This window comes from Streptomyces sp. WM4235, from assembly GCF_001279725.1.
In the GTDB taxonomy this organism is placed as follows: domain Bacteria; phylum Actinomycetota; class Actinomycetes; order Streptomycetales; family Streptomycetaceae; genus Streptomyces.
Window position 1 is genome coordinate 1 of the sequence record NZ_LGDE01000153.1, and the last position, 2,142, is coordinate 2,142.

Annotated in this window: 2 protein-coding genes; one reads left to right on the forward strand and one right to left on the reverse strand. The window is 66.4% G+C overall.

Translation table 11 applies throughout. The features are described from left to right. Positions 1 to 75: 75 nt before the first annotated feature. Positions 76 to 1,545 carry an aldehyde dehydrogenase family protein gene (locus ADK55_RS13805; protein ID WP_053678522.1) on the reverse strand — a complete coding sequence of 490 codons (1,470 nt, stop codon included), beginning with the start codon at positions 1,543 to 1,545 and terminating at the stop codon, positions 76 to 78. A 132-nt stretch (positions 1,546 to 1,677) separates the two neighbouring features. Here ADK55_RS13805 and ADK55_RS13810 point away from each other — a divergent pair. After that, positions 1,678 to 2,142, forward strand: a 465-nt coding sequence (locus tag ADK55_RS13810; protein ID WP_053678524.1) for a TetR/AcrR family transcriptional regulator, incomplete at its 3' end; no start/stop codon positions are given.

Sequence of the window (2,142 nt, forward strand, 5' to 3'; positions counted from 1 at the left end):
CGGCACCGCCTCAGACGGCTCGACGGTCTCGGTCACGTTGTTGCTGGTCATCGATGCATCTTCCATGATCGGGAGTTACACCGAACGTTTTACAGTCCCTCCGTGTCGCGTCAGGCCTTTGAGGAAGCGCAATCCAAGGTCGGTGAACGGCGGCTGTGCCAGGCGCAGAGTGTCCGGCTTCAGTGGCTTGTTCAGGACGGGCTTGAGATGGGAGAAGCTGCGCCAGGAGTAGATGCCGTGGTAGGCGCCCATTCCGCTGGCGCCGACCCCACCGAACGGCAGTCCCGTCGAGGCGACGTGTACAAGGCCTGCATTCTGGACCACGGCGCCCGAGGAGGTTTTCTGCTCGAACAGGCGGCGGGTGCGGGCCGAGGAGGTGAAGACGTACAGGGCGAGCGGCTTGTCCCAGCCGTTGATCACTTTGACGGCCTCCTCGGCGGAGGCGAGCGTGACAATGGGCAGGACTGGGCCGAAGATCTCCTCCCGCAGCACGGGGTGGGCCGCGTCCGGGCCGACAACGGGACGCCCGGCGTCGGCGGAAACGGTCACCACCGAAGGCGCGATGTAGCGTTCCGCGCGGTCGTGTTCGCCACCGATGACCACGTCGGCGTCCTCCAAGAAGCCAACAAGACGGTCGAAGTGACGCTCGTTGACGATGCGGCCGTAGTCGCGGCTCGCCCGAGGGTCACTGCCCCACATGTCCTCGATCGCGGACTTGAGCCCGGCCACGAGAGCCGGTACCCGGTCAGGGGTAGTCATCACATAGTCCGGGGCGACGCACGTCTGACCGGCGTTGGTGAACTTGGCCCAGGCCAGACGGCGTGCGGCCTCCCGGAGGTGGGCGTCGTCGTCGAACCAGACTGGCGACTTCCCGCCCAGCTCCAGCGTCACCGGCGTCAGGTGCTCGGCCGCCGCACGCATCACAATGCGGCCGACCGCGCCGCTGCCGGTGAAGACGATGTGGTCGAACTTCTGCTCCAGAAGCTCTGCGGTCTCCGCAGCCCCTCCCTCTACGGCGTGGACCGCGCCGTCGGGAAAGTACCTGGGCACGAGCCTGGTAATCAGCGACGATGTGGCCGGCGCGAGCTCGCTCGGTTTGAGTACGGCCGTGTTCCCCGCAGCCAACACGCCAACCAGCGGGGTGAGCAGGAGTTGCACCGGATAGTTCCACGGAGCGATCACCAGCACAACGCCAAGCGGCTCGGACACAAGGCGCGCCCGCCCCGGCAGCAGGGCCACCGGAACAGGACCACGCTTCGGCCGCGCCCACCGCCGCAGGTGCCGCAGGGTGTGGCTGATCTCCGCGAGGGTCACGTTGATCTCGGTCAGCTGAGCCTCCGCTCGGCCCTTGTGGATGTCGCTCCAGACGGCAGCTTCGAAGGCCGTCTCGTTTTCGATGAGCATCGCGCGCAGCGCGTGCAGGTGGCGGACGCGGGTGGCCAGCGGACGGGTCGCACCGGAGTCGAACCGGCTCCGCGCGGCAGCCACAGTCTCGGCGATCCGGGGGGCCGTCTGGGGGGTCTGATCGGGTGTCGTTGCGGGCATGGGTTCACCATAAACGAAACGAAACATTTTCGTTTACAATGTGATGAGCCAAACATCACCACTGACGCGAGAATCTGGGGCATGACGACGAAAGCCGACACTTCACAGAAGGGCAGGCGGAAGGATCCACGTGTGGACGCGGCCCTGATCAACGCGGCGATCGAGATTCTTAACGAATCTGGCTATGCCGCGTTCACCACTACGGCGGTTGCCCGGCGCGCGGGCGCCTCCACTGCCTCGCTCTACCGCCGCTGGCCCTCCAAGCAGGCACTGGCCGGGGCCGCCACGCGTCACATCACCCTGCACGAACTGAGCGGTATCGACACCGGCTCCCTCGAAGGCGACCTGCGCGAATTCCTCAGGTGCAAACAGCGGATCCTGGACGGCTGCACGGGCCCCGCGCTGCTGTCGCTGATGGGCCAGGCCGCCCACGATGCGGATCTGCGACAGATCCTGCATGACGACGTGTATCTGGCGGTCCGCGAGCAACTCGAAGTCCTCGTCGCCCAGGCCGTTCATCGCCAGGAGTTGGACGAGGCCGTTGGCGCAGGGCAGATCAGCGTTCTGACCCTGGTCCTGATCGGCACCGCCCTGGCC

Excerpts from the sequence above, each read along its gene's own strand:
- ADK55_RS13805 (WP_053678522.1), bottom strand. The coding sequence starts at position 1,545 with ATGCCCGCAACGACACCCGATCAGACCCCCCAGACGGCCCCCCGGATC.